The organism is Bradyrhizobium sp. SZCCHNR1051 (genome assembly GCF_032489615.1).
Lineage (GTDB): Bacteria > Pseudomonadota > Alphaproteobacteria > Rhizobiales > Xanthobacteraceae > Bradyrhizobium.
Genome location: NZ_JAUEYJ010000002.1, coordinates 82,336 through 103,029 on the forward strand (window position 1 = coordinate 82,336; position 20,694 = coordinate 103,029).

The 20,694-nt window shown below is 66.2% G+C and carries 17 protein-coding genes and 1 pseudogene; 10 read left to right on the forward strand and 8 right to left on the reverse strand.

Annotated elements, in window-relative coordinates; genetic code table 11:
• Nucleotides 1-118: 118 nt before the first annotated feature.
• Complete coding sequence (locus QW868_RS02375) at nt 119-1,702, forward strand: hypothetical protein (RefSeq protein WP_316229836.1); 1,584 nt, start codon at nt 119-121, stop codon at nt 1,700-1,702.
• Here QW868_RS02375 and QW868_RS02380 read toward each other — a convergent pair.
• The 4 genes from QW868_RS02380 to QW868_RS02395 all read right to left on the reverse strand — a co-directional run bounded on the left by QW868_RS02380 (nt 1,629) and on the right by QW868_RS02395 (nt 5,201).
• The gene (locus tag QW868_RS02380; RefSeq protein WP_316229837.1) at nt 1,629-2,903 is read right to left on the reverse strand and encodes a hypothetical protein; all 1,275 of its coding nucleotides are present in this window, start codon (nt 2,901-2,903) and stop codon (nt 1,629-1,631) included. The genes QW868_RS02375 and QW868_RS02380 overlap by 74 nt on opposite strands.
• Nucleotides 2,900-3,904: a hypothetical protein gene (locus QW868_RS02385; RefSeq protein ID WP_316229838.1), complete on the reverse strand. Its 1,005-nt coding sequence runs from the start codon at nt 3,902-3,904 to the stop codon at nt 2,900-2,902. Before QW868_RS02385 ends, QW868_RS02380 begins: the two co-directional genes overlap by 4 nt.
• A 262-nt stretch (nt 3,905-4,166) precedes the next feature.
• Entirely contained in the window at nt 4,167-4,442 is a 276-nt protein-coding gene (locus tag QW868_RS02390) for a YiaA/YiaB family inner membrane protein (protein ID WP_315716622.1), read from the reverse strand.
• Between the two features lie 60 nt (nt 4,443-4,502).
• Entirely contained in the window at nt 4,503-5,201 is a 699-nt protein-coding gene (locus QW868_RS02395; RefSeq protein ID WP_316229839.1) for a PspA/IM30 family protein, read from the reverse strand.
• Between the two features lie 103 nt (nt 5,202-5,304).
• On the opposite strand from QW868_RS02395, the gene QW868_RS02400 reads away from it, so the two are divergent.
• From QW868_RS02400 to QW868_RS02415, 4 genes are all read left to right on the forward strand, one after another.
• Nucleotides 5,305-5,922, forward strand: a complete 618-nt coding sequence (locus QW868_RS02400; protein ID WP_316229840.1) for a TetR/AcrR family transcriptional regulator — start codon at nt 5,305-5,307, stop codon at nt 5,920-5,922.
• 856 nt (nt 5,923-6,778) lie between these two features.
• Nucleotides 6,779-7,942, forward strand: a complete 1,164-nt coding sequence (locus tag QW868_RS02405; RefSeq protein WP_315813628.1) for an ABC transporter substrate-binding protein — start codon at nt 6,779-6,781, stop codon at nt 7,940-7,942.
• A gap of 256 nt (nt 7,943-8,198) precedes the next feature.
• A complete protein-coding gene (gene trpS / locus QW868_RS02410; protein WP_315736511.1) occupies nt 8,199-9,218 on the forward strand; it encodes a tryptophan--tRNA ligase in 1,020 nt (339 codons plus the stop codon).
• Between the two features lie 211 nt (nt 9,219-9,429).
• Nucleotides 9,430-10,179, forward strand: a complete 750-nt coding sequence (locus QW868_RS02415; RefSeq protein ID WP_315736510.1) for a Crp/Fnr family transcriptional regulator — start codon at nt 9,430-9,432, stop codon at nt 10,177-10,179.
• A 68-nt stretch (nt 10,180-10,247) separates the two neighbouring features.
• On the opposite strand, the gene QW868_RS02420 is transcribed toward QW868_RS02415, so the two are convergent.
• The gene (locus QW868_RS02420) at nt 10,248-10,511 is read right to left on the reverse strand and encodes a helix-turn-helix domain-containing protein (protein ID WP_315813629.1); all 264 of its coding nucleotides are present in this window, start codon (nt 10,509-10,511) and stop codon (nt 10,248-10,250) included.
• A 487-nt stretch (nt 10,512-10,998) separates the two neighbouring features.
• On the opposite strand from QW868_RS02420, the gene QW868_RS02425 reads away from it, so the two are divergent.
• The gene (locus QW868_RS02425) at nt 10,999-12,273 is read left to right on the forward strand and encodes a sensor histidine kinase (protein ID WP_316181850.1); all 1,275 of its coding nucleotides are present in this window, start codon (nt 10,999-11,001) and stop codon (nt 12,271-12,273) included.
• 214 nt (nt 12,274-12,487) lie between these two features.
• A complete protein-coding gene (locus QW868_RS02430) occupies nt 12,488-12,781 on the forward strand; it encodes a hypothetical protein (protein ID WP_315736507.1) in 294 nt (97 codons plus the stop codon).
• Between the two features lie 83 nt (nt 12,782-12,864).
• Here the strand turns inward: QW868_RS02430 and QW868_RS02435 are convergent.
• Nucleotides 12,865-13,145: pseudogene (locus tag QW868_RS02435) on the reverse strand (NAD-dependent epimerase/dehydratase family protein); the annotation flags it as partial.
• A 584-nt stretch (nt 13,146-13,729) separates the two neighbouring features.
• Here QW868_RS02435 and QW868_RS02440 point away from each other — a divergent pair.
• Nucleotides 13,730-14,863, forward strand: a complete 1,134-nt coding sequence (locus QW868_RS02440) for an HlyD family secretion protein (RefSeq protein ID WP_316229841.1) — start codon at nt 13,730-13,732, stop codon at nt 14,861-14,863.
• The gene (locus tag QW868_RS02445) at nt 14,850-16,475 is read left to right on the forward strand and encodes an MFS transporter (protein WP_316229842.1); all 1,626 of its coding nucleotides are present in this window, start codon (nt 14,850-14,852) and stop codon (nt 16,473-16,475) included. The genes QW868_RS02440 and QW868_RS02445 overlap by 14 nt, the downstream gene beginning before the upstream one ends.
• A gap of 485 nt (nt 16,476-16,960) precedes the next feature.
• Here QW868_RS02445 and QW868_RS02450 read toward each other — a convergent pair whose 3' ends face one another.
• Both QW868_RS02450 and QW868_RS02455 read right to left on the reverse strand, forming a co-directional pair.
• Nucleotides 16,961-18,436, reverse strand: coding sequence for a M81 family metallopeptidase (locus QW868_RS02450; RefSeq protein WP_316229843.1), 1,476 nt, complete (start codon nt 18,434-18,436; stop codon nt 16,961-16,963).
• A 119-nt stretch (nt 18,437-18,555) separates the two neighbouring features.
• The gene (locus QW868_RS02455; RefSeq protein WP_315779122.1) at nt 18,556-19,170 is read right to left on the reverse strand and encodes a TetR/AcrR family transcriptional regulator; all 615 of its coding nucleotides are present in this window, start codon (nt 19,168-19,170) and stop codon (nt 18,556-18,558) included.
• A gap of 189 nt (nt 19,171-19,359) precedes the next feature.
• Here QW868_RS02455 and QW868_RS02460 point away from each other — a divergent pair, with 189 nt between their 5' ends.
• Nucleotides 19,360-20,598: an efflux RND transporter periplasmic adaptor subunit gene (locus QW868_RS02460; protein ID WP_315779123.1), complete on the forward strand. Its 1,239-nt coding sequence runs from the start codon at nt 19,360-19,362 to the stop codon at nt 20,596-20,598.
• The last annotated feature ends 96 nt before the right edge of the window (nt 20,599-20,694 follow it).

Genomic DNA, 20,694 nt, shown 5'->3' on the forward strand with positions numbered 1-20,694 from the left:
GCGCGAAGCAGCCACGAAGCAGGCAGCAGATAGCCCTCATCATCCGCACCCGCGTCAGCCGCGCCCCGTTGCTTCGGCTCATCCGCAGTGGTGCGCAGCTTTGAGGAGTACGTTGGACATGTCGCGCCATCACCGTCACCATCACGACAGTCACCACGGTCACCATCATCACAACGACCACCACCACCATCATCATCACAATCATCACTGCCAGCCGGCGCCTGCGCCAATGCCTCCGACGCCGCCCACGCCGCCGACGCCCGCGCTCGGCTTTGCCGATCTCGGCGTCGTCTTCAACGACGCGACGCGCTTTCTCGAAGGCGGGCTGTGGCGCAACGTGGTCGAGGAAGGCGGCCAGGGGCTTGGCAGCGTCTACAACTACACTGGCGATCTCACCGTGATTCAGGATGGTCTGAAGGCGATGGTTGCCGCCGGCCAGTTCACCGGTCAGACGCTCACCAACATCAACAAGATCCTCGCCGACATCACGGTCGCGCAGGATGCCGCGATGGCTTCGGTGACCGGCGGCGGCGCGTTCGGCAGCATCGCCGCCGCGGACACAGCGCTGCGCAACGCGCATCTCGACATCCTCAACGTCGTCAACAACGATCCGAACCTTGCGGGCAAGGCGACCAATGCCGACGGCGCCACCGGCTTCCTGCAGGCGCCGGCGCTGCTGCCCGAAGGCGTGACGGCCGCAACCGCCGCCAAGGGCACGCTGGCCGAGCTCGGCCTGATCTTCAACGATGCCGCCAACCGGCTGATCGGCGGCGTGAACGAAAGCAATGTCGACGTCATCCAGGACGATGTCGACGCGCTGATCGCCGGCCTCAATGCGCTGGTCGCCGCCAATCCGCTGCAGTTCGGCGGCCTGACCGGCGTGCACGCGCTCGCCATCATCGACCAGCTCGCGCTCGTCAACACCCACATCAACGGCGCGGCCGGCAATGTCGACATCGGGCGCGCGCTGAACGACGACTTCCTCGACATCATCGACATCGTCGCCGGCGACACCAATCTCGCCAACATGGCGCAGCAGAACGGCCTGAACGGCTGGAGCGGCTTCGGCGACTTCCTCAACCCGACGCCGGCCTATCAGGACAACCAGGCACAGACCGATTTCTGGGCCATGTTCATCGCCCAGTCGAACGCGCTCGGCAAGGCGGCGATATCAGCCGTCAATTCCGGCGACGCCGCCGCGATGGCCAAGGTCACCGCCGACCTGATGACCTTCAAGAAGGACGTCACCGATTTCGACGCGGCGCAGGGCGGTATCTTCCAGGCCCGCTTCGACAACGAGCTGCTCGGCGACCAGAGCACGCTCGGCGCCGAGATCGCCAAGATTCTCGAAGGCTTCCAGGCCGGCAACAAGGCGCTGGTCGCCGCGGCCGCCGACCAGATGCACCAGAACGCAGCCGATGTCGGCGGCAACAACATCCCGGTCAATGGCGGCGCCTACAATGTCGACGGCACCACGATCGGCCAGGTGCTGGCGACCACCGGCGGCGGCAACAGTGCCGACGCCGCCGCGCTGCTGGCCGCGGTCGCCAGCGCGCCGGCCTCGAACGTGATCATGCTTCCAAGCGCCGCGCCAGCAGCACACGCCAGCGCCGCGCCGGCGACCCTGGTCATGGACGGTCCGATGATGGAGGGGCCGATGATGGAGATGTCACAGCATCAGCATCATCACATGTGGGCGTGATCACCTGTCGCTCGGGCGCCTGCATCAGCAGGCGCCTGACGAGCGCGAGCGCCGTTTCCGTGGCCGGATCGGCCGAGATCACGGAGACCGCGAGCACGATGAGATCGACCGGCTGGTACGACAGCACGATGACATGCGTCGCATGCCGCGCATCCATCAGCGCCACCACGCGCTCGACGGCGGGGTCGGTGACCGCCCGCCGCCACGGCGCATCGGCCCGGCGCAGCACACGGCTTGACGCGAGAAAGTCGCGCAGCAGCGGCGGATCATAGGCGGTCAGCTCATCCTCGCGACAGCGGCGTGCGCTTTCGAAGACCGGCTGGCGCGTGAGCTCGGCGATCAGACCGTCGCGCGTCGCCGCGATCGACGCCCCGATCGAGTCGAGCACGCCCGGCTCGCGGGCTTGCAGCATCGCGCGCAAGGCATCGCCGATCAGCCCGATCGTGAGCACGCCGGCCACCGCGACCGCGCAGAAACGCATCAATTGCGCCGCATCGACGTCCGGCGACAGCGCGGCCGCGGCGGCGCCGAGCAGGGCGGCGCCGAGGATTCGCAACAATGTCAGCAGCCCGCCCTGACGCTGCGTCTCCGCGCTGGCGCCGGCGATCAGGATCGCGGTCACCGCCAGCAGCGCGCCCAATGCGCCGAGCCGCACCGGCATGCTCGGCGCCAGCACGCGGAAATCGGTGATGATGAAGGGAATGACCATGACGGCGCCGAACGCGACGCGATCGATGACGCGGTTCTCCCAGGCCAGCAGGCTCGCGCGGTCGCGGCGAAGCAGCAGCCAGGCGCAGGTCGCAAAGCCTGCGAGCTGAAAGGCCGACAGCACGATCGTGTGCTGGCTTTCGAACTCGACCGGACCGAGCGCGCCGGCGAGCGCGAGCACCACGCCGACGGCCAGCGCGATCGCCTTGAGCGCGCGATGCGCGTGCCGGCGCAGCAGACCTTCCGTCACCACCAGCGCGCCGAGCGGGATCAGCGCCGCCGGAATCAGCGAGACGCGGTCGAGGAAAGCACTGTCCGTCCACCAGGCGACGCCGCGCAACAGGAACAGCGAGGCGACGGTCCCGAGCAGAACGACCAGCCGCGCCGTCAGCGGTCCCCTGGAATCGCGCCGGTGCAGCATGGCGGCGGCAACCGCGAGGCCGATCGCGCCGCAGAGGTTGACGACGGAGTCCGCAACGATGCCGGCCGTCATGGCGCGGGTTCGCCGGGCTGCAGGCGCGGACGGAGCGTGCCGAACGTCCTGGTGTCGTCGAGCCAATGCACCAGCGGCAGGATCATCCGCTGCAGCGCCAGCACGGCCGAGGTCGCCAGCAGCGCCGGCAGCGAGCCGGAGGGGATCTCGCGCAGCAGATAGCGCCGGGCGGCGGCGAGATCGATTCGGCCGAGCTGCAGCAGATCGTCGCCCCTGGTGTAGTCCAGCTCGCGCGCGCAGAAGCCGTTGTAGATGGCGTCGCGATGCTTGGGCGCATCGTCATACGTCTTCTTCAGCGCATCGGAGCCGCCGGTATAGGCGTTGGTGATGACGAAGCGCGCCTCGTCGAACCCGGCCTCGCCGCCGACACCGAACACCGCGCGATGCGCCCGCATGATGCCGCGCGCGAGCTGAAGATGCGCAAAGCTCTGTCGGGCCTGCGGCAGCGGCGACGGATAGACGTCGGAGAAGGTCTCGCAGACCATGCCGGCCACCGCCGGCACCTGCGTGACGTTGGAGATCCATTTCGGCCGCAGGCCGTCACGGATGAACAGCAGCAGCGTCGTGAGGCCGTAAAGCACGCCGGAAAGGCCTTTGCCGCGCGCTTCCGGGTCGACCATCACCAATCCGAGATGGATCACCTGCTGGCTGTCGCCGTCGCGCTCGACCTGCATCACCGCGAGCGCATTGAAGGCGATCGGCCGGCCGCCCGCCTCCTCCGACACCACCGTGATGATGGCGTGCGCGAGCGGGTCGCGCTCGCCTGAGAAGATGCCATAGGTGAGCTCGCCGGCGGGCAGCGTCTTGCCGGCGACGGTGCGGAGATCGGCCACGAGCGCCGCCAGCGCCGCGTCGTCCAGGGTCGTGCCCGGGCTCTCGACGATGCGCGTGCACAACTCCGCATGGGTTCGCAGCGACAGGTCCATCGCCTCCTGCCCCAGCGCCGTCAGCCAGAAGCCGACATTGTCGTGGATACGCCTGGCCGTTGCGACGACGTTCATTGCTCTCATCCACCTGCCCGATCAGAAACGGCTCGCCGAAGCCGTGCCGGAAGTTCACGACATACGCTCCGCGCCGTTAATTCATGATCATGACGCAGGACGGAGCGTCAGTGACGGTAAACGCAGGTTGAACGACCGCAAGCGGTGGACGCCATCGCATCCACCGCTTCCCGGCACGCGCGGAGTGTCCCCCTCACCGGATTGCATCTTCGATGCAATCCGGCCTCTACCCGCGAGTGGGGAGAGGCGAGGAAACCGCTGCTCACGCCGCCTTCGACACCTCCATCAGCAGGCGCTCGGCGCGGGCGTCCTCGATGCGGTTGACGAGCTTGCCGCTCTCGTGGCGGTCACGCAGGGTCTTGGTCAGGGTGACGCAAGTCTGCACCAGCATGACGATGCCCATCGTCAGATAGCCCTTCATCCAGAGATCGATCGGCATGAAGAACACGCCGAGGGCGACGAGGAAAGCGGAGGCGGCGAACGAGGCGTAGGAGAAGGTGATGAAGGCGCTGCTGTGGGGCTGGGTGTTCTGGTTCATGGTCGGCTCCTATGATGACAATCAGGTTGGCTGATGCGTTTCGATCGGTGGTGACGAAATTCAGTTGGCCGGTGCAGTGCGGCCGGCTTTCAGCCGCGCCAGCACGTCGTCGGCGGTGGTCTTGATGCGCGGGCCAAAGCCCTGCTCGGCGAGCTTCTCGGCGGTGGTGATCGGCCCCGTCGCGGCATCGAGCTCCATCAGCGCCACGTCGGCCGCCTGAGCCTCGATCTGCCGCTCGCGCAGCCGTTTCAGCGTCGCCTCCGCCTCGGGCAGCGTGCATTCGTAGGGACGCGCCGCCTCGATGCCGCCGCGGCGCAGATTGCGCACGGCCTCGGAGGCGCGCGCAATCCGCCGGCCGCGATCGAGCTCGGCAATGCGCGCCTCGGCGTTGGCGACATGCTTCTTCAGCCTGGTGATCTCGGTCGCGAACAGCGCCCGCGCCGTCCTGGCAGCGTCACGCTCGGCCTCGAGGCCAGCGATCGCCTGCGCCGCCTCGCGGGCCAGATCCTCGCGGCCGCCGTCGAGCGCTGCGGTGGCGCGCACCTCGAGATCGGTGATCCGCGCCAAGGTCGCCTCGAGCCGCTTGCCCTCCTGCTGGTCCTGCGCGATGGCCAGCGCCAGCGCGCGCTTGCTGCGATCGACGGCGGCAGCGGCGTCACGCAGCTGCTGATCCAGGATCACCAGCGCGGTACGGTCCTGCAGCTCCTCCTCCGCGACGGCCACGGTGCCCCGAAACAGCGTCAGAACAGTCTTGAACATTGTGAACTCCCTGTTATGAGCATTGCTCATATAGTTTCTTCTAGCGCAATCATGAGCGGCGCTCAAGAAGTATTTTGAGCATCGCTCAATATTTTGGTTAACAATGTCCAAGACACTGGAAAGACGTGCAAAACAGCGCGAAGCCCTGATCGAGGCCGCCGAGCGGATGATCCGGACGAGGGGTCTCGCCGGTCTGAAGACGCGCGATCTTGCCCAGGAGATCGGCGTCGCCAATGGCGCGGTCTACAATCTCGTCGCCGATGTCGACGAGCTCGTGCTGATGGTTGGATCACGCACCCTGGCGCGGCTCGACGCGGAATTGTCGGCGGCCGAAAGCGCCGGGCCGCCGGGCCCCGAGGCTGCGCTGGTGCGCATCGCGATCGCCTATTGCGACTTCGCCGCCCACAATCTCGAGCTCTGGCGCGCGCTGTTCGAGCATCGCATGGCGCCCGAGAAGCCGTTGCCCGACTGGGCCATCGCCGACCAGATGCACCTGTTCCGTCACATCCACCAGCCGCTGGCGGCGTTGTTTCCGCAGCGCTCGTTCGACGACATCAGCGTCACCGCGCGCAGCCTGTTCTCGGCGGTCCACGGCATGGTCGCGCTCGGCTTGGAGCAGAAGCTGATCGCTGTGCCGCTCGCGGCCTTGCGCGCGCAGATCGCGACCATGGTGAAGGCGATGGTGACGGGACTGGTGGCGGAGGAGACGGCCGGCCGGTGACGCGGAGCTCGGCGTCGCGCGCAGCGTCATCGGATGCTGATGCCAACAACAAGTACGGCTGCTTCACGGCACTTCTCTCCTGCCTGCTGCGATAGCTAGTTGCTGCCCCGGCGGCGCGGCTCCCGCCTTGTTCAGCCGGAATTGACGGCGAGAACAAACAACCGCCCCATTGCTTCGCAGTATCATGCCGACGTTCGGACTTGTTCCAGACAACATGTCTGGAACTGCCGTTCCACCGACGCTCGACGACGAGTGTTAGTTCGTGTGACATGTGCAGATCTCGGCGCATGGCCACGCTCATCCGGCCGGCAGAACCTGCAGCGTATGCCGCGCGATCCAGAAAAAACTCCAACGAGTCCATGACGCGCGAGCCAAGGGGAAAATCGTGAGACATCTGCGTGCGCCCAATGACGACCGCGATCCGCCATTCCCGTCCGGCTACGACGACGGCCGGCGTCCGCTGTATGAACAACCGTGGCGCGACGAGCACGATCGGCCTACCCCTGCTGAATTCGCGTCCCGTTATGGCGTGCAGGAGGTTCCTCGGCCGCCACGGGAACGGCGTCTCCTCGGCGCGTTGAGCATGATGGGGCTCGTGGCTGTCGCCGCAGGCGTGGCCGGCTTTGCAGCGACGAAACTTCCGACGCGGTGGAGTGCTGGGCTCTCCGCCAACGGCCGTGCGGAGGTTGCAGCCACGGCAACGGTGCCGTCATCGCCGGCCCGAGCCGCGCAGACCGTTGCACCGGTCCAAGATGCTCTCCCAACTGGAGCGATTGCGAGCGCCGTCCCCGTCGTCACGCCGGATCAGAGCCTGCCGCTGAGGGAGGAGGACCGCGCGCCGAAGTTCGATACACGGATGGCCAATGCCGCGTCGGCGCAGCCGACCAGCGCGCGGCCCCCGGTCCAGGGCGTGACGGATACCGAAATCAGCTTCGGAATGGCGGCGCCGTTCTCTGGTCCGGCCAGGGAGATGGGCCATCAGCTCAAGCTCGGCATCGACCTCGCCTTCGCGCAGGCCAACGAGGAAGGCGGCGTGCATGGCCGGCAGCTCAAGCTCTACACGGCCGATGATGCCTATGAGCCGACGCGGACGCTGAACGCGATGAAGGAACTCTACGAGCAGCACAGGGTGTTCGGCTTCGTCGAGAACTACGGCAGTCCGACGGCCCTGATCTCGGTGCCGTACGCGCTCGAGCATCATGCGCTCTATTTCGGCGCCTTCACCGGCGCTCCTTCGCTCCGCCACGATCCGCCGGATCGCTACGTCTTCAACTACCGTGCCGGCTACGCCGAGGAAGCCCATGCGCTCGTGAACTATCTCGTCAAGAGCCGCAAGCTGCGTCCGCAGGAGATCGGAGTTCTCACCCAGCAGGATGCCTACGGCGACGCGGGGTGGGAGGGTGTCAGCAAGGCGATGCACGGGCTGCGCGGCGGCGTGGGCGACGCCTTCCGCATGAGCTACAGCCGCAACACCGTCAATGTCGACGAGGCCATCGCGCAACTGCGCCGGCAGAAGCATGCGATCAAGGCGGTGGTGCTGGTCGCCACCTTTCGCGCCGCGGCCAAGTTCATCGAGAAGACCCGCGACCTGTATCCGGACATGATCTACGCGACGATTTCGGGTGTCGGCAGCACCGGCCTCGCCAGTGAGCTGATGGTGCTCGGCCCGCGCTATGCGGACGGCGTCATCTGCACCCAGGTCACGCCGGCGGTCGACGGCTACGCGTCCGTTACCCTGAACTACAAGAAGGCGCTCGACAGATATTTCCCGGGAGAGCCGGCGGACTACTCGTCCCTGGAAGCCTATCTCACCGCCAACATCCTGATCGAAGGACTGCGTCGCGCCGGTCCCGCTGTCGACACCGAGTCGCTGGTCGATGTCCTCGAATCGATGCGGAATTACGAGCTGGGCGTTGGATCAAGGGTGAGCTTCGGCCCGTCCGACCACCAGGCGCTGCACAAGGTCTGGGGCACGCAGCTCGACAAGACCGGCCAGTATCACGCAATAGATCTCGAATAGGCTGAATGGCCTGGGCTCGCCGCTCCGTGCAGCGTGCATGAGCGGGTTGCTTTCATCGGCGCTTTCGGCCATATCGATCGCATGATCAAGACTGAGACCTTGCACGCGAACACGTGGTGGCGCTCCATCTAGGAGCGGCACGGCCTCGTCATTCATTCGCCCGTCGCCGCCGTTCATCGGCCTGCGACGCGGTTCTTGTCATCAACAGCATCGAAGAGCTCGATCGAGCGGCGGTTCTCACTTCTGGAGAACCACGATGCCTCTCTCAATGCCAGAACGTCCCGTCATCCTGACCGGCGACAGGACCACCGGCCCCCTGCACCTCGGCCACTATGTCGGCTCGCTGCAGAACCGCGTCGCGCTGCAATCGACGCATCGGCAATTCCTGCTGCTGGCCGATGCCCAGGCGCTGACGGACAACGCCCACGATCCGGGCAAGGTGAGCCGGAACATCCTGGAGATCGCGACCGACTATCTCGCCGTCGGCATCGACCCGGAGATGACGACCATCTGCCTGCAATCGCACCTGCCGGCGCTGGCCGATCTCACGCTGCTCTACATGAACTTCGTCACGGTGGCGCGGCTCGAGCGCAACCCGACCATCAAGGACGAGATCCAGACACGCGGCTTCGGCCGCGATATACCGGCCGGCTTCCTGTGCTATCCCGTCGCGCAGGCCGCGGACATCACCGCCTTCAGGGCGACCATCGTGCCGGTCGGCGAGGACCAGGCGCCGCTGATCGAGCAGACCAACGAGATCGTCCGCCGCATCAACCGCCAAGCGGGCACGGAGGTGCTCCCCGAGGCACGCGCGCTGATCCCGAGCGTCGGACGCCTGCCTGGCGTGGACGGCAAGGCCAAGATGAGCAAATCACAGGGCAACACGATTCCACTCTCCGCCACCGCGGACCAGATTCGCGATGCCGTCCGCCGCATGTTCACCGATCCCGGCCACGTCAGGGCCGCCGATCCGGGGCGTGTCGAAGGCAATGTCGTTTTTACCTATCTCGACGCGTTCGACGACGATCACGCGGCGGTCGCGGACCTGAAGGCGCGCTACGTCCGCGGCGGCCTCGGAGACAGCGTCGTGAAGCAGCGACTTGATGACGTGCTGCAGGCCGTGGTCGCGCCGATCCGCGACCGGCGGGCAGCGTTTGCGCGTGATCCCGACCATGTTCTCGAGATCGTCAGGCACGGCACCGAACTGGCGCGCACCGTCACCGATGCGACCTTGCGCGACGTACGCGAGGCGCTGGGTCTGTTTGCGCTGCATTAGCGGTGCGATGCTAATGTCTGATAACATGAATTAACTAATTCCCGCTCCGCTGCGTCACTGGAACACGAAACGGCTGCGCGTGTCCCGTCGAAATAGGCGCTGCGCTGTCAAGCGGCCGCGAAAGGCGCTATGCTGCGTTCGCGCCTGCCCAACTGTGATGCCGAGATCCGGTTTCGAAGTATTCAGCACTCGCGTTTCACCCGGAGAACACATGGCGAAGCGACCCATCGTAAAGCCGCCGACGGCCGCAAAGCCGCAGCCAAAGAAGCAGGCTTTCGATCCGGCGGTGTTCCTGAAGACCGAAGGCCCAGGCCGGACGATCGGGAAATACCGAAAGGACCAGCAGATCTTTTCCCAGGGCGGCCTCGCCGATGTGCTGTTCTATATCATCACGGGCACGGTCAAGATCGTCGTCCATTCCGAGCAGGGCAAGGAGGCGGTCATCGCGCTGCTCGGTCAGGACGATTTTTTCGGCGAGGGGTGCCTGGCCGGCCAGTCTCATCGGCTGTCGGCGGCGTCGGCCATCACGGACAGCGAAATCCTGCGGATCACCAAATCGGCCGCGATCAGCACCCTGCGCGAGCAGCCGGCGTTCTCCGAGGTGTTCGTTTCGCACATCCTCGCCCGCACGATCCGCGTCGAGGCCGATCTCATCGATCAGTTGTTCAATTCGAGCGAGAAGCGCCTTGCGCGGGCGCTACTGCTGCTGGCCAATTTCGGCAATGACGGCAAGCCGCAGCGGGTCATCGCGAAGGTCAGCCAGGAGATGCTGGCCGACATGATCGGCACCACCCGCTCGCGGGTCAGTCACTTCATGAACAAGTTCCGCAAGCTGGGCTTCATCGACTACAACGGCCATCTCGTGATCCACAACTCCCTGCTGAACGTGGTTCTGCACGATCAGCCGCATATCGCAGGCGTGAAGTCGGTTGAAGGCAAGGCGCCCCTCAAGAGCCTATGACCGTGCATCTCGAGTGACCGTGCATCTCGAGATCGAGCTGGCCCTGCTCGATCCACGCCACCATCAAATCAATGCTGGCTGCGCACCGCCGTCGTGGGCGGCTGGAGAAATGCATCGAACCGCTGCTTGACGATGGCGTAACATTCGCACGAGGCTTTCTCGAGTCCGGGCCGGTCGAGCACCTGAATGGTGCCGCGACGATAGCTGATCAGGCCGGCCGCCTGCATGGATTGCGCGGCAAGCGTCACCGACTTGCGATTGGCGCCGAGGATCTGCGACAGGAATTCATGCGTGTACGGAAGCACCGCCCCTTCGGCCCGGTCGTGCATCATCAGCAGCGCATCGGCAGATGCGCTCTTCGGGATCCATCTGTCACACGCCCCACGACTCGCTGTCGGTGGGCCACACCACCGAGCGGAAAGAATTGCCGCCGAATGAGCGGAGCTGGCCGACGCGCCAACCCGGCCTGCCGCCTGGCTCGCATAGGGCGGTCTCCGATGATGAGGGTGCTGCCCCGCCCACTGAAAGGCTGGCATGAGCACGCCTCTCGCCACGGCATCAGTGCCCGCTCTCCGTGGAAGGTCCTCTGGATGAGCGCGCGGGGGGCACAGCGAGCGTCAGGTGCTACTGCCCGCGCCGGGGAGCCATTCTCCTCGATTCGGCTCCCGACGAATTGCGCTGCGGCAAACTGGACCCATGTTCGCTTTTGCTCAGACTCCGACCGGGAACGGCAACACAATAGTCTCATAATATCAAATTGTAAGGAAGAGAGCAGCGGGGAATTTGTAGTCGGAGTGCGTCCTGTTTTGGAGAATTCGCGTGTTGAGACATCAGAGCCAAGATACCGCTTTTCCGATCTTTCTCGAGCGGGCAGGCGTCCGGAATGACATACGCAGCTACAGGCTCATCCAACAATCTGTGCTCGCCGAATTCAGTCGTGCTGCATTGCAGACCCGCGATATCAACAGCGTTCTTCAGCGCGCCACCGCGCTCTGCGCCAAGGGCCTCAATGCACCGTTCACGATGGCGATGGAATTCGTGGCGGATGGCAAGAGACTGCTGGTCCGCGCGGGTTACGGATGGCCGAGCCCGGTCGAGCAATCATCGTTCGTCGTGGACAGCGCCTCGCCTGCTGGCCGCGCCTTCCAGACAGGTCAAGCCATCATCACCAGTCGCGGCCCCCCTGATGGTCGCTTCGAGACACCGGGACTTCTTCCAGTAGACCGCGGCATCAAGACGTCGATCAGCGTCCGGATCGATCGCGGCGGACAAGGCGGCGGCTATTTCGGCGTGCTCCAGGTCGACAGTCCGGCCCCCCGCCGCTTCGACGAGGCAGACGTTGCCTTCCTCACTGCATTCGCCGACATCGTCGGGATTGCAATCGAGCGCCTGCATGAGGAGACGCGGCTCCGGGAAGCCTTGGACCATCAAGCCATGCTGACGCGCGAAATGGGCCACCGCGTCAAGAACAGCCTCGCATCCGTCGTGGCCATGCTCCGCGTCCAGTCGTTCGGGTCGCATTCGGCTGAAGCCAAGCGCGCCCTCGAAGACGCAGGATCGCGCGTGGCGGCCATTGCCCAGGTTCATGATCATCTCTCGCGGGCCTCGCAGATCGGCTTGATCGACGTCGACGTCTTCCTCAATGACTTCTGCAGCCGGCTGCAACGCGTCGCGGGAACGAATGTGCTGCGCTGCGACTCCGACCCGATACGGCTTTCGGCCGATCATGCCGTTCCTCTCGGCCTGCTGATCAATGAGCTGGTCAGCAACGCCGTGAAACATGCCTACCCCGGCCGGGACGGGACGATCGACATCTCCGCCCGTGACATCGACGGCTGGCTACACCTCAGCGTGTCCGATCATGGTGTCGGTCTGCCGGCCGGTTTCGACATCGATCAACCGCGCGCGAGCCTGGGGTTCCGGATGATCAAGGGGATGGTCGAGCAGCTCCGCGGCCGCCTCTCCGTCAGCGCCAACCAGTCAACCGGCACGCGTGTCCTGGTCGAACTGCCGATGATCCCCCGCAATGAAGGGATTGCACCCGCGGCAGCACTCGTCACCGCAGAGCGACCGGTGCTGGAGAAGACCCGGTGATCCCTTGGGCGATCATCATTCGCCAGCACGGCCGATGACGTGATCCTCGATGCGCCGCTGACAAGGCCGGCCGCTTTCTCGAACGGCAGCTCTTTGTCAATGCTCCTCGTCCACGTGCCGCTGGTGGCGACGAGCGCGCTACACGCTTCATGGTGAGACCACACCGCAAATCCGAACATGCGCGAGCCCGGCGGCATTTACCGGGCGGAAACCGTTGCTGGCGTTCAATGCGAGCATGGCACAGTTGCGCATGGAAGTTCGCGATTCGACCGGCACCATCCTGCCGGGCTATGGCGACGCATTCTTCGACCTCAGGCTCCCCGGCGATCACCGCCGCGTGGCGCGGACCCTGCTCCAGATCATTCGCGGCGACGATGTCCGCTCACCGGTGCACAGCGTCCACTTCTTCCGGGGCGCTTCCGAGATCGGCTGCTGGTCGGTCGACGACGAGCGCGCGGAGATGAGCTTCGTGGACCAGTTCGCGCACACGCCGCCCGCCGCGGCGTAACAGCTTCCCCGACGAGCTCAAGGCACGCGGCATCGGCCTCACGCGATCCGCGGGTGCGCGGTCTGGTGTCAGGTCCAGGCCGAGCGGATGATCGTGCCGTCATAGTCGGTGCCGAAAATCGCGAAGTCCGGCACATGGCCGAGGATCGCCGTCAGCGCCCGCGGGATCAGGTGCGTCTCGGGATCGCGCAGCTCACCGATCAGGCCTGACGCGTCGGCACCGCCGGCGTTGAAGTGCGGCGATGGCCGGTGGACAGATTGTCGTAGCAGACCGGCGCGTAGCCGGCCTCGGCGACAGCCTTGCAGCAATGAGCCCCGATGTAGCCGGCGCCGCCGGCAACCAGGATCGCTCCCTTGTGATCCATGCATGAAGGCCTTCTGATCAGCAAACGGCTGGATCGAGTCGCGGATGCGAAATGTGACCCAGCGAGCCGACCGCTGCAACCGGGCAGCGCGCGCCGGCTGGCGTCACCGACAACCGCTTGGCGGAAGGCCGCTCCGCGCTCTTAACGCTCTCGCACCCGGCCGGTCGTCCGATTGCGGTCAGGTGACGCCGAATAGCGGGCGTCCCGCGACTACAGCACGACATCTAGCCGTGAACAGACCTCGTACCGGGCCGCGCCGCTGATTCGGACGCGGTTCGTTCAAGCCACGTTCTGAACGTTAACGTGAGCGCGCACGACGTCGCATTCTGGGACATCATGCGCGGGCTCGCCGTGGCAGCGAGTCCAGCGCTGATGTCGTTGGCGCGATCCCGGCGCGGCGAGGTCGGCGCGGCTCCAGGTGTAGGCCGTGCCTGCGCGCCCGCCCGGCACGCCGATCCGTTCGGCGCGCAGATGTCCATGCCCCCAGGTGCATGGCTCACAATCCAGAGTCCAGGTGGCACGCGGCGCAGAATGGGGTACGAGTCGTCGGACTGATCAGCGTCGGCCGATGCGGGAGACGTCCCTTGAGTGAAACACCGAGCAACGTCGACGCGGCGGCGCGCGCTGCAGCGACGCCACCGCCCTCGTCCGCCGCGGCGCCCGGGCTCTCGGCGCGTCTCGGCATTCCGCTGCTTGCGATGATCGCAGCGCTCGCCTTCGTGGCGCTCGCGACCACGCGCTGGAACGCCTGGACCGGCAACGCAACGACCCAATCGACCAACGATGCCTATGTGCGCGCCGACCTGACGCAGCTCTCGAGCCGCGTGGCCGGCGAGGTGACGAAGGTTGCGGTCAGCGATTTCCAGCAGGTCAAGGCCGGCGACCTGCTGGTCCAGATCGATCCGGCCGACTACGAGGCACAGGTGTCGCAGGCCGAGGCCAATGTCGAAGCGGCGCAGGCGGCGCTCGACAACCTCAGCAATCAGGTCGAGCTGCAATACGCAACCATCGCGCAGGCCGAAGCGCAGCAGGTCTCGGCCGGCGCGGCCGAGGTGCAGGCCAGGCAGGAGGAAGAGCGCCAGCAGTCGCTGTCGCAGAGCGAGGCAGGTACCAAGCAGCGGCTGGAACAGGCAACGGCCGCCTATGCCAAGGCACAGGCGGACGTGCGCGCGAGCCGCGCGGTGATCGCCGCGCAGCGCCACCAGCTCGAGGTGCTCACCGGCACCAAGAAGCAGCGCGGCGCCGATCTCGCCGGCGCCAAGGCCGCGCTCGCCGCCGCGCGGCTCAAGCTCGGCTACACCAGGATCACCGCGCCGTTCGACGGCGTCGTCGGGCAGCGCCAGGTCCAGGTCGGCGACTACGTCAATATCGGCAGCAGCCTGATCGCGGTGGTGCCGCTGCCGCATGTTTTCGTCATCGCCAACTACAAGGAAACGCAGCTCACCCATGTCGCGCCCGGCCAGCCGGTCGAGGTCACCGTGGACTCGTTCCCCGGCGAAAGCCTGCACGGCCGCGTCGAGCGGATCGCGCCGGCCTCCGGCTCGCAATTCGCGCTGCTGCCGCCCGACAATGCCACCGGCAATTTCACCAAGGTCGTACAGCGCATTCCGGTCCGCATCGCCCTCGACGGCGACCAGCCGCTGCTCGCGCGGCTGCTGCCGGGGATGTCGGTCGTGACCCACATCCGCACCGCCGGCCAGGCCGATGGCACCAAGTGAGACCGAGCGCGGACCGCTGTCGCGCGGCGGCCAGGCGGCGCATCCGCTGTTTGCCGTCGGCGCCGTCCTGCTCGGCTCGTTCCTGGCGAATTTCGACAGCCGGCTGACCTCGGTCGGCCTGCCCGATCTGCGCGGCGCGTTCTCGCTCGGTTTTGACGAGGGCGCCTGGCTGTCCACCGCGGCGATCGGCTCGCAGATCGTGATCGCGCCGGCCGTGGCGTGGCTCGCGACGGTGTTCGGTCTGCGCCGTGTGCTGGGTATTCCCAGCCTCATCTATGCGGTGCTGTCCCTGATCATTCCGTTCGTGCGCGACTACCCGACCTTGATCGCGCTCGCGATCCTGCACGGCATGCTGCTCGGCACCTTCGTGCCGGCCACGCTCATGATCATCTTCCGCAACCTGCCGATCCGCTGGTGGCTGCCGGCGATCTCGATCTATGCGATCCGGGTCGGCTTCGCGCTGGATACCTCGACCTCGCTGGTCGGCTTCTATGTCGAGCATCTCGGCTGGCAGTGGCTGTACTGGCAGGGCGTCGTGCTGGCGCCGCTGATGGCGCTGATGGTCTATCTCGGCACCCCGGCCGAGCCCGTCAACCGCGCGCTGCTCGAGAACGCCGACTGGGGCGGGATGCTGTTGCTCGGCAGCGCCGTGGCGATGATCTATGCCGGTCTCGACCAGGGCAACCGGCTCGACTGGCTGCAATCTGGCACGGTGATGGCGCTGCTAGGCGGCGGCGCCGTGCTGTTCGTCCTGTTCCTCGTCAACGAGGCGCTCGCCCCGCAGCCATGGGCGCATTTCAACGTGCTGTTCTCGCGCAACATCGGGCTGTCGCTGGTCGTGATCCTGCTCTACACGCTGACCAGCCTCTCGAATGCGTCGCTGGTGCCGAACTTCCTCGTCACCATCACGCAGTTGCGGCCGGAGCAGAGCGGCTCGCTGCTGTTGTTCTACGGCGCGCTGCCGATGGTCGTGCTGGTGCCGCTGTCGATCGTCCTGCTTCGCCATCTCGATCCTCGCATCGTCGTCGTGCTCGGTCTCAGTGCCTTCGCGGCGGCCAATCTGCTCGGCACCCAGATCACCCATGCCTGGGCACGCGAGGATTTCATCGTCATCGTCGTGCTGCAGTCGATCGGACAGGCCCTGACCTTGCTTCCGATCATCATCCTCGCGCTGTCGAATTCCGATCCGGCGCGGGCGACGTCCTTTGCGGCCTATATCCAGGTGATGCGGCTCGGCGGCGCCGAAATCGGCGTCGCCCTGATGGGAACGTGGCTGCGGGTGCGCGAGCAGGTGCATTCGGCCTATCTCGGCCTCAATATCCAGAGCAGCGATCTCGACGTCGCGCGCGCGCTGCAACGGCTGACCGGCTATTTCGCCACGCATGGCGGCGGCCAGGCCAAGGCCCGCGCCGTCGGGACCTTGGCCGCGCAGGTGCAGCGCGAGGCCAACGTGCTCGCTTATCTCGACGCGTTCTGGCTGTGCTTCTGGCTCGCGATCGCCTCGCTGGTGCTGGTTGCGCTGATCACCCGCGCGCCGCCCGGTCCGTTCTCGCCGGCCCCCATTGGGTTGAGAACGGCGTGGACGCGACGATTCGGATCGTCGCCGACGTGAGAGCGACGACATTCTCCGACGCGGCACGGCTGCAACGTCACAACACACGCGCCTCGCGGCGGCGCCGAGGTTGCTTAACTTTCTGACGCCGGCACAGCAGCACGGCGCGTGCGCCGGAGCTGCATCTTGCATCTCAATTCAGCGTGGCACGAGATGTAGCCGTGAACAGACCTCGTACCGTGACTCGCCGCCGATTCGGACGCGGTTCGTTCCAGCCGCGTTCCGAACGTTAACGTCGCAAACCGCAGCGTCACACTCTGGGACATCGTGCCGCGAGAGCTGCGGCCGGTCATCTTAACCTTTCGCGACCAGGCCAGACGCGGCTGTCCATCGCAACGTCTGGATCTCGTAGGTCGCGGAAGCGCGCCGCGACATCTAGGCGTGAACAGACCCCGTACCGTGACGCGCAGCCGATTCGGACGTGGTTCGTTCCGAGCGCGTTCCGAACGTTAACGGCGCGGCCAGCAGCGTCGCACTCTGGGACATTACGCACGCGATGGTTGCGGAAGCGGGTCGAGCGGCCATTTCGGACGCTTGATCTTCCTGTAGGGCAACGTCGTGACATCGCGCGCGACCACGCCGGGCGCATCGACCATGATGATGTCGGCCGCGATCGGCGCAAATGCCGCGCGGAAATGCTGGGCGGATTTCACCACGACGAGCTTGCGCGTGGCAGGATCGCAGCCGAGCTGCGTGAAGAAGTCGGTGCCGAACGCCTGGCAACGGAACGTCGTGATCACGACCTCGACGCCATTGCTCACGATCAACGCGCAATCGCCGAGCTTGGCGGGCGTGCCGGCAAGGCCCGTCATCACCATGTTCTCCTTCAGCGCCTTGATCTCCCAGGTCGCATCGACCGGATCACCCGACAGCGGACCGATCTTGCCGCCGATCCGCAGCGGCAGCTTGGCGCCAACGCCGGCATCGAAGGCGATGCGCACCGCGATCGGATCCCAGAGTGGACCGAGGCAGGCATTGCCGATGTTGCGGTCGAGCAGCCGGCGCAGGATGAACGTGGAATCGCCGGGCGCACCGCCGCCGGGATTGTCGCTGGCATCGCCGAGCACGATGGTGCCGTCTGTCGCCAAGGCCTGGTCAAGCGCGGCATCGACGGCGGGCATACGCTCGGTCACCGCCTCGCGCATGCCGATCAGTTCGTCCGCAAGGCGGCGTGCCAGCGCCTTCGCCCTGACACCATCCGGATCGACGGCGGCATCGCTGTAGACCAGCACCTTGGTGCCCATGTCAGGCGTGTCGCCCCAGCCGAAGCCGTGCACGATCGAGACCGAGACGATGCCGTCCTTGCCTTCGAGCGCGGTGATGCGGTCGACGAAGCTGCGCACCGGCTCGCGCGTGGTGTGCAGGGTGACGATCATGTCGGTGTCGACCAGGGCCTTCTGCAGCTTCAGCCGCTTCTCGGCGATCTCGGTGCAATGCTTCACCAGATCCTGCGCGCGCTCGAGGATGTCGGTGTGCGGATATTCCTTCCAGCAGATCAGCAGATCGGCGCTTCTGACCATCAGCTCGCTCATGTGAACGTGGGGGTCGAGCGTCGCACCGATGACCACATCGGGCCCGACGATCTCGCGGATGCGCGCGAGCAGCTCACCCTCGCAATCATCGTAGCCGTCGGCGATCATCGCGCCGTGCAGGCCGATCAACGCCATGTCGACCGGCAGCGCGGCTTTGAGGTCGGCAAGAATCTGGTCACGCAGGGTCTCGAACGCGGCGCGGGTGACCAGCCCGTTGGGCACGGCCGCAGCCACCAGCCCTTCGATCAGCGTCCAGCCCTTGGACGGCCCGACCTGGCGCGCAGCCCATAGCGGCCCGCCATGCATCTGCATCTTGTCCGGATGCTGGCCGGCCGGGAAGTAGGCGCGCTCATGGAAGGTCGCGAGCCCCGTGGGCATCGGCGCGAAGGTGTTGGTCTCGGTGGCAAGGGCGGCGGAGAAGACACGCATGGAGGGGAGGCTCTTGGTTCGCGCGAGGGACGAGGATGCGGCGCAGGGGACCGCATCGCGTCCATCAGCACAAGCCGGCAGGAATGAAGAGCGCCCCGTCGCCCAGCGCATGAGCGGCGTCAGACCGCGCTCTCAACCGCGACCGACTGATCCTCGATCGCCTTGATCGCGACCAGCGCGACCTGCGTCAGCGCCTCGCGGTCGGCGCCTGACGACGCCATCACGCTCATGCCGGTGATGACGGCCGAGACATAGCGGGCGAGCGCCGCAGGGTCGGCGGTGGCAGCCAGATCGCCTTCGCCCTTTGCGCGATCGAAACGCTGCCGGAGCTGTTCCTCGGTCTGCGCACGGCGGGCCGCGAGCTCGAACGGCACATTGGCCGAGCCGGAGCCGCAGGCGAGACCGCCCTGCACCAGCAGGCAGCCGGGCGGATTGGAGGGATCGGTCTGTTTCTCGGCGACGCCCATCAGCATCCGCGCGGTGACCTCGCGGGCGGTCGGCGCACTCAGCACCTCGTCCATCCAGGCCTCCCGTCGCGCCGTGTAGCGGTCGAGCGCGGCCCTGAGCAGGGCCTCCTTGCTGCCGAACGCGGCGTAGAGGCTGGGCGGGTTGATGCCCATGGCGTCGGTGAGCTGGGCGATGGTGGCGCCCTCATAGCCATGGCGCCAGAACACCTCCATCGCCTGGTCCAGCGCGGTGTCGCGATCGAAAGTCCGGGGCCGTCCGATGCCCATGTGCAAAACTCCTGTTCCGTCTCCGCCCCGTCCGATTCTTATCTAGTTGTTATTGAACGCGATTTCTTTGATCTGGCGCAGTCGCCGAAAGTCGGGCTACTATTTTCGTAGTATCCGTTACATAAGTCTCTTGCGAACCGGTTGCCAGCGCCACATTTGTAGCGAGCACTACAAAACTGGAGCGCGCCAATGCCTTCGCCCGAAATTCGTTCCTCCGGCCGCCTGAAGCGGTGGCTGAGCACCGTCGCCGCCGCTGGCCTGCTGATTGCCGCCGGATCCTATGCCGGCTCCCATTATTTCAACTTCAGTTCCGCGCCGAATGCAGCCCGCGCTGCGGCCCCCGAACAGGCCGTCGCCGTTACGGTTGCCGTGGTCGAGCCGCGAAAGGCGAGCCTGTGGGACGAGTTCTCCGGCCGGCTCGAAGCTGTCGAGCGGGTCGAGATCCGGCCGCGGGTGGCCGGTGCCATTCTCGGCACCAATTTCACCGAGGGCTCGCTGGTCAAGGCTGGCGACGTCCTCTTCAAGATCGACCCGGCGCCCTACGCAGCCGAGGTCGACCGGGCGCAGGCGCAGCTGGAAGCGGCGCGCGCCCGCGCCGCTTTCGCTGCCAACGAACTGGAGCGCGGCGCGCAGCTGGTCGGCAATTCGATCGTGACCAAGCGCGATTACGACCAGCGCGACAACGGCAATCGCGAGGCGATCGCCAACGTCAAGGCCGCCGAGGCGACCTTGCAGACGGCCAAACTCAACCTCGACTACACACAGGTGCGGGCGCCAGTCGACGGCCGGGTCGGCCGGATCGAGGTCACCGTCGGCAACCTCGTCGCCGCCGGCTCGGCCTCGCCGGTGCTGACTTCGCTGGTGTCCGTCAATCCGATCTATGCGAGCTTCGATGCCACCGAAGAGCTGGTGTTGCGCGCATTGTCGGCGATCGCCGATGGCTCGGGCAAGCGCGGCAATCTCGACCGCATCCCGGTCGAGATGACGACCTCGGGCGGCATCGCGGCATCCGGCCACATCCAGTTGATCGACAATCAAGTCAACGGGCAGAGCGGCACGATCCGCGTCCGCGCCGTGTTCAAGAACGAGGACGGCCGGCTGATCCCCGGCCAGTTCGCGCGCGTGCGCATGGGCCAGCCGCAGCAGCAATCGCTGGTGCTGCTCGACGAGCGCGCCATCGGCACCGACCAGGACAAAAAATTCGTGATGGTGGTCGGTGACGACGAGCGCGCTGTCTATCGCCCGGTCAGCCTCGGCGGCAGCGTCGACGGCCTGCGCATCATCTCCGCCGGTCTCAAGCCCGGCGAGCGCGTCGTCGTCAACGGCCTGCAGCGGGTGCGGCCGGGTGCGTTGTTGAAGACGCAGGTGGCCGCGATGGGCGCACGCGATGGGGCGGCGTCAGACAACAAGCAACTGGCGCAGCGCTGATCGTCATTGAGGCCCGGCTATCCGCGACCACCACAACTGTCGTCCCCGCGAAAGCGGGGACCCATAACCACCGGCCCTGCTTGTCGACCAAGGAAG